This is a genomic window from Allocoleopsis sp., from assembly GCF_036703385.1.
In the GTDB taxonomy this organism is placed as follows: domain Bacteria; phylum Cyanobacteriota; class Cyanobacteriia; order Cyanobacteriales; family Coleofasciculaceae; genus Allocoleopsis.
On record NZ_DATNPA010000122.1, the window covers coordinates 1 to 6,941 of the forward strand.

The following is a 6,941-nucleotide window of genomic DNA, read 5'->3' on the forward strand; positions in this document are numbered from 1 at the left end:
TCCTGAGCAGCAGCTTGGGTATCCAGGGTCGAGGATTGAAGCCCAGACGCATCTCACCCGATACCCTTTGAAAAACCAGCAATTCGAGCGATTGGTTAAGGCGTACATTTTTGCGATCGATAATCACCGGTTCAGGGGTCGAGCCGTTATCATCCCAGCTTGGATCGTTAATGGTTGTCCGCTCAACAAATTGGATAAGCTGCCCAGCGTTGTACCAGGTTGGGGGGGCTTTCTTGTAAATGGCCCCAACCGCCAGCACATGAGAATCGAATGTGATGGGGAGGTCAAACGGGTCAATTAGACGGTTGTACTGGGATTTAAACCTCACTCGGTCGGCTGGCGCTTCCTCGACGGTTGAGTAAGCAAGTTCCCAACGAGCAGGGCCGGTGATATCAAGGATGAGCGTCATAGATAGACCAATCCACTTTCCCAGCCGTCTTCCGTCGCGGCGGCGTCGATTTCATGCTCTTGGAGAAGGCATAAGAAATCATCCCAATTGATTTTTCCTTGCATAAAAGCCCGAATTGCAAATGAGCGCTCAATCATTCGGGCCATTTCTATTTCTAATTCTTCATCGGATTGCCCTGGATACCAGATAGCAGGAGTAGCAAGTGAGCGCTCAAAAATTAAATCAGCCTTCATACTCCTTAATCAATGTCTAAAGTCGTTGGTTCGTACTCCAGGGTGTACCAAATTCGCCCGTACTCTCCCATGACATTTTTCTTAGAAGTAGCGACAGTTTGAGCCGCTGTAATCACCGCTTGAGGGGTAAGTGTACCCGTCCGAATACTAATTGGAGCGGTGTAACTCGCCTGAGCTTCGCCTTGAGCGTTCGCCGTGTATTTCACATAGCGAGTGTTGTACTTTGTCCGGACTGCTGTAGGTGTGCCACCAACCACAGCATGAATTTTTGAGGGGTTGAATTTTGGCACTTCAACGTAATCATTAACCGCCGTGTAGTCCAATCCTAATTTATTGTTGCCATCTGCTAGTACGGCCCCAGCGGCAACTCCTTCAAACCAGCGCGTTGAAGCTTCACTCGCAAGGATGGAGATGACGGCATGGTCAGTCGTGGCGGTTCCTCCCGCCGCCGTAGCAATAGTTTTGTACAGCGAACGATACCCTACTCTAAACCTTGGTCGCTTATCAACCGTTGCCTTAAAAGTATCGGTATTTTTGTGCTTATCAGTCAGATATTGTTCACGAGCTTTTGCTTGAGCAGCTCTGCGTTCCAACTGCCATGAAGGAGTACGTCTTCCCATAAATAACTATTAAGTGATCGACAACATCTATCCCAGGTATAGCATGGCTTTTATCTGTGATTTTCTCTCGGAGAACCTATAGTTATCCGATTAAAATCTGCCAATTTTTGCTATCCGACCAAAGCATGGGTTTTAACTCCGGTTAGGTCAAACAAGGTTATATCGTTGGGTAATCCGTGTATAGCCACACTGGCGTAACGGAATCGAACATGAACTCTTGGGCGACGACGAGGCTTTTTATGAGTTCTCCCTAGTATCTTTACTGTCCCAGGATTAGCTGGGAATCGTTCACCAGGTCTTTCGTTGGTAACACTATTGAAGAACTCCCACTGAGGGGTATGTTCTTGTATTTCCAATACCCGCTCTATCAGTTCTTTGGCTTCAGTTTCCGAATAAGCCAAGATTCGGAATTCATAGCCTCGTTGCTTATCAAAATAAGTGTATTTGTAATAACCTTTGTGCCAATCGTAGCCACCGCTACGCCCAAAAATATTCCCAATACGTTGACCATAGCGTTTCAACTCGGACATTGTTAGAGATTCTGATGTCTCGTGCATCAACCTAAAACTTATTTCTCCCTCAGCGGGATGTTCGTTTGCCTCTAATTCACTGGTTCTCTGGCAAAAATATAGTTTAATCTGTGGCCTGTAGGTTACATAAGAATCAAATGTGATCTTAGGAATTCCATAAACTGGCGGCTGTAAATCAGCCGCTTTTCGGTACACGAAATAATAGAGAAATAGCCTCATTAAATCCATCGTGGATGTGTCATCATCCTTATGGGTGAATGCGTGTCGTAAAGCGCCACGAGGGATTGATACATCAGGATTCCAATCCTCGCCGCCCAAGTCTTGGAAGTCCTCACGCACGATTCGATTCTGCCATTTCCTCATCAAATCTTGGAGGAATTCAAATTCGTTAAAGTCATCAGGTAGAGCCATAGTTTATAGTTGCAATGCCTTACTGTTCTCTTTACTATCTGCTTCTTTTTTATCTGCCGGATTAGTAAAAGCCTTTACTGAATCATCAAACTCTTTTCGCTGCTCACCAAGTTGTTTAACTTGGTCTTGAATACTAACAAGGCTAATGGCAACCATCTCGACGGAAGAAACAGCATCTTGAATCTTCATTGCTCCTTCCGTCACATCATCCATCATTTTATGGTATCTGTTACGGGCTGTCGCTTTCTCAACTAGATTCCCATAAGCGTGTTCAAAGACTACCCCAGCCCTCCTTAGAGCATTGCCAATCTTTCCTGTGTTGTTGATAGCAATATCAAGTAGGCTTCGAGTTGAGTCAAATATACTTTGAACCGACCAAAGGATATTGCTAGCCGCCTGATAAATTCTACTGGCTTTCTCCCAGCCAATTCTGATTCCATCAACAGTCTGTACACCGAAGACTTTTTTAAAGAAATCCTCGGTAAATTTGCCAACAATTCCCTTAACATCAACCGGGGAATCATCAGCCTTCCTCAATCCTAAAAGCTCGTCTAATCCAGTGGCGTCGAGTACGGCTGACATCGCACTAAATAAGGTATCAGCTAGCGAGTTTGAAAGGAAGTAAGCATTGTGCAAGATTCCAATAAAACTTAGCAGATTAAGGATTCTATCAATCTGTAGAAAGTCCCAAGTTTTGCCAATCAAATCATGGGCCTTAGAGAGCAAGCCGCTAATTCCTCCTTTAACTTGCGGCCCTAATTTGGCGTCGATTACTTTAAGTAACCCAAAATCAGCGGCATTCAATCCCGTATTAATTTTGTCTAAGAGGCTGTTACCTTGCCCAATTTGGTTGCCCAATCCATCAAACTGCTTACGCATACATCCACCCGGCTGGGTAGTTCGGCAAGTTCCCTCTGCCACCCCAGCCTTGAAAGCTTCAGTATTGGGCAGTTGACCCACACTCTGGGAAATATTCTTGTTAAGCCCATTAACGGCTACAGTAAACAGGGCGATTGGGACAACCTTTTGATTGATATCACCCAACGCTTGCTTGATAGCCGCAACATCTTGAGCATCCACGTCCTTACCGTCCTTCCCATCTATTCCATTTCTGCCCGGTTTGCCGTCTCGCCCCGGTGCTCCATCCTTACCCGGTGCACCTGCTATCCCCGGCTTGCCATCCTTACCCGGTACTCCATCCTTGCCGGGAATACCGGGGATTCCTTGAGGGCCAGCTAATCCTCTAGCCCCAGGAGCGCCCATTGCTCCGGTTGCCCCGGTTGCCCCGACCGGACCACGCTCACCCGCTGGCCCTCGTTCACCCTTTTCTCCTTTTGGCCCTCGCTCACCCGCTGGCCCTCGCTCACCCTTTGGCCCCGGTTGAGCTTTTTGCTGTAGCGCTTGGTTGGCTGTGGTCAATGCTTTTGAAGCATTGCTGTTAGATTGGGCCGCTACATCATTTAAGTGCCTAAGCCTTGGCTCCAAATTGCTTAGGCCAATTAGGGCTTTACTCGCGTTTGACCGGGCTTCAGCGGTTACATCATTCAAGCCAACTAATTTTGATAGAGCTTTACTTGCGTTTGACCGAGCTTCAGCCACCAAGTCATTAAGGCTTTTCAACTTGGGTTGAATTGCCGTACTGATTGCAGTTAAAGCCTTGTTGGCATTAGACCGGGCTTCAGTCGCTACATCATTAAGGTTCTTGACCTTAGGTTCGAGAGCCGTGACTCTTGACAATCCTTTATTGGCATTAGACCGGGCTTCAGCCGCTACATCATTAAGGTTCTTGACCTTAGGTTCGAGAGCCGTGACTTTTGACAATCCTTTATTGGCATTAGACCGGGCCTCTGCGGCGATATCATTTAGGCTCTTAAGCTTCTGACCAAAATTATCTAATCCCTTCAATGCTTTAGAGGAATTTGACCGGGCTTCAGCCGCAATATCATTTAAATTCTTAGTTTTTGTTTGATTGGTTTTAACTTGAGCATCTAGTTCTCTAATGCGTTGAATGACTTTCTCATTTAAATCAGCCTGTTTTGAGGGAGGAACATAATCTTTGAAACCTTTTCCTCCCATCAATCGCTCTAGGTTGGAAACAATGTCAACAACGCCATCCCAAGCTTTTTTGCCTTGGATGACGACATCAACGACAAATAAAATTTTAGCCACCTTTGTTATCAGCGGCATTAGCTTACCCAAAAAGCCGCTGTTTTTAACAACCTGTGGCTCAATTTTATTAATTTTCCTACTGTTGTTGAGAACCTGATTTTTAACCGCTCTAAATTCGGCTTCTAAACTCACGTTTTTCGGCTGATTGGACAAGCCTTTTCTAAGCAAAATTGCAGATAATTCATCCTCGAACTTGCCAGTTTTTATCATGCCAAAAACAGCGGCAGAAACCAAACCGCCTATCTCGGCCTTGCGGACAAAAGCCTCATTAGATTGGGATTTTGGACTTGTATCTGGTTTTTGGTTTTGCGTTTGGAGCATCCGCTTAATTTGCTCCAATTCACGCCTTAGGTCTTGGCAGCAATCAGCCATTTCGATGCCTCAATATAGATTTGATGATGTTGATTGGTTCTTTCAATTCATCAGACTTAATGCAGCAGAATCCTTGAGCATTATTCAATTTACACATCCCCGGAGGGCATTCTTCTTTAGAGCAAGAAACCTCATAATCTAAGGGGGGTTCACCTGTCTTAGACCAAATGAGTTTGGTTTGATAAAAAACTTTGAGCTTGACTTGGGCTTTAGTATCTGGCGGTGGAGGAGATGAAGGAGGAGGGGGAGGTGAGGAGGGAGGTGAATCTGAACAGGTTAATGGGTCACCTCCATTAGGAAAACAATCATCAGCAAGTTGCCATCCGCTAAAATCAACTCCTGAATCAGCATAATAATCTGGGGGAGAAGGCCGAGTAATTCCTCTAGAAAATTGGTAATAAGTAGTAGCAGTAACTTGCCATTTCAACCCATTCTCCTCGTCATACTCAACCGCGACTTCTGTAATCTGCCAGCCATCGGCTGAAAATGTTTGTCGCTGTCCTAATTGACCTTCAGAAAAATAGAAAGACCCGGTAGCCGTAAGATGACAAACCTTGCCCTCTGGAGGACAAGGAATAGAAGGAGTTTGACCATCTCCAGTATTGGCGTCAGTCCCGCCGCCGTCGTCATCCCCAGTTGAATCGATCTGGATGTCGATGGGGGCCATTCGCTCAAAGGTCACCTTGGCGTAATTGGGCTGACCTTTGAATTTGTAGTAAATAGTAGGGCTGTCGCCAAGTTGACAGTAACTCATCAGTAATCATCCGCGTCAACCACCTCAGCGGGGACGGGCTTGTGAAGCGTGATGGTGAATGAATGCTGAGATTCGTTCTTCCCCCCAGAACCGGGATAGACAGTCTGACCCCCATAGGCGAGCGTCACCCGTTGGTCATCGTTGTTCGTTCGATTGGCATCCGTCAGCTTGTTGGCAGCTGCCAGAATGATTGCCACGAGCAGCTGCTCACCGTTGTTGTCCGGTTTGGCGGTCAAAGTGGGGAGGTCAGATTTTGCGATCGTGAAATTTGCCGCCGTCTGACTGGCTCCAGGGCCGAATATATCGGTGATAGAAAGGACTGTCATATTGGATAGTACAAGAGTATTTCATCATCTTAATATGCACTTTTGTTACTACCCAAACTTGTGAGTATAATAAAGGAGTCATTAGAGAATCTGATGCTTGATTCTCAACTGGTGGTAGTACATTCTCAATAAACAAATAGTCTCTGCTTTATTGAGAATGGACGGGGCAAATAATCTTATACAGAACTCTTACGAGAAGACAGAAGCCAATCCCATAGTGGATTGACTTCCTTATGAAGCGTACGACATAATATATGTATTGCTGGGTGGGGTGCTCGGGTAGGGCCAGAATTGATAATCTGAGTTTATGCGTTGGTCAAAAGCTTATGGTGTTGGTTCGTTTAGAAACCTCTGATGGGCGGTTCGTAGCGAATGTGGAAGTTTTGCCTTTTCTGTCGGCTCCTGATGTGGTTCTCTGGGGGGAACGGCATTTCAAATTGCATCAGGAGAATCCTGCTACTTATCGGGAATGCTTTGTGGCGGTGAGCCTAACTACCGGGGAGAAGGCGTTAGAGCTTAGTCGTTAACAATGGAGAGCCAGTACTGCGTTAAAGCGCTTGAAGGGTACGTGAGCAGCTACATTTACCACACTCCTTTCTATACAAGTACCCCTGGATGTGCAGCAAAATTCAAGCTTCATTCAGCCGAAGAAATAGCCAAGGAGATTGATGGGGAGGTTTGGGCCAGACCTCCCGCTGGAGTGTGGATGCCCTATTCATGCTTGCACGATAGTTTCAAAGGGGGCTGAATCGAAAGGCGCATCTTTGAGCTTTATTTTTACCAAAGCTCGCCTTCACCAAAATAAACATAATCATCGTCTTCATCGTCTTCATCTTCTCTAAACTCTCTAAACTCCTCTTCTTCCCAATACTCCTCATCTTCCCGTTTAGGCCCGAACCCTTCATCATCCATCAATCCAAACAAAACAGCGGGGGAAGAAGTACTAGCCCCATTAAACCAATCTGTTTTTAGTGGCAAGCCGGAGTTGATGATGTAGCGCTTGGCTTCTTCCAGCGACGTTTCTTCCCTCCACATTTCAAAAAGTTGTTGGGCCAAACGGTCAACCTGGTCTTGGGTCAAGAAAGCCGAATCGACTACATAGCAGGGGGGACTCCCT

General features: G+C 46.1%; 7 protein-coding genes and 2 pseudogenes. 1 reads left to right on the plus strand and 8 read right to left on the minus strand.

Translation table 11 applies throughout. From position 1 onward, the window contains the following. The 7 genes and pseudogenes from V6C93_RS06215 to V6C93_RS06245 all read right to left on the minus strand — a co-directional run. Positions 1-409, minus strand: a pseudogene (locus V6C93_RS06215) (hypothetical protein); the annotation flags it as partial. Then, complete coding sequence (locus V6C93_RS06220) at positions 406-642, minus strand: hypothetical protein (RefSeq protein ID WP_333475786.1); 237 nt, start codon at positions 640-642, stop codon at positions 406-408. The pseudogene V6C93_RS06215 and the gene V6C93_RS06220, both read right to left, overlap by 4 nt. A gap of 5 nt (positions 643-647) precedes the next feature. Then, positions 648-1,262, minus strand: a complete 615-nt coding sequence (locus V6C93_RS06225; RefSeq protein ID WP_333475787.1) for a hypothetical protein — start codon at positions 1,260-1,262, stop codon at positions 648-650. Between the two features lie 110 nt (positions 1,263-1,372). Further along, positions 1,373-2,203 carry a hypothetical protein gene (locus V6C93_RS06230; RefSeq protein ID WP_333475788.1) on the minus strand — a complete coding sequence of 277 codons (831 nt, stop codon included), beginning with the start codon at positions 2,201-2,203 and terminating at the stop codon, positions 1,373-1,375. 3 nt (positions 2,204-2,206) lie between these two features. After that, positions 2,207-4,744: a hypothetical protein gene (locus tag V6C93_RS06235; protein WP_333475789.1), complete on the minus strand. Its 2,538-nt coding sequence runs from the start codon at positions 4,742-4,744 to the stop codon at positions 2,207-2,209. After that, positions 4,737-5,498 carry a hypothetical protein gene (locus V6C93_RS06240; RefSeq protein ID WP_333475790.1) on the minus strand — a complete coding sequence of 254 codons (762 nt, stop codon included), beginning with the start codon at positions 5,496-5,498 and terminating at the stop codon, positions 4,737-4,739. The genes V6C93_RS06235 and V6C93_RS06240 overlap by 8 nt, the downstream gene beginning before the upstream one ends. Then, entirely contained in the window at positions 5,498-5,824 is a 327-nt protein-coding gene (locus tag V6C93_RS06245; protein WP_333475791.1) for a hypothetical protein, read from the minus strand. Before V6C93_RS06245 ends, V6C93_RS06240 begins: the two co-directional genes overlap by 1 nt. Before the next feature lie 326 nt (positions 5,825-6,150). Between V6C93_RS06245 and V6C93_RS06250 the strand changes: the two genes are divergently transcribed. After that, positions 6,151-6,351 (plus strand): hypothetical protein, encoded by a 201-nt coding sequence (locus tag V6C93_RS06250; protein WP_333475792.1) that lies wholly within the window; start codon positions 6,151-6,153, stop codon positions 6,349-6,351. Positions 6,352-6,601: 250 nt separating this feature from the next. Here V6C93_RS06250 and V6C93_RS06255 read toward each other — a convergent pair. Further along, positions 6,602-6,941 (minus strand): annotated as a pseudogene (locus V6C93_RS06255) (hypothetical protein); the annotation flags it as partial.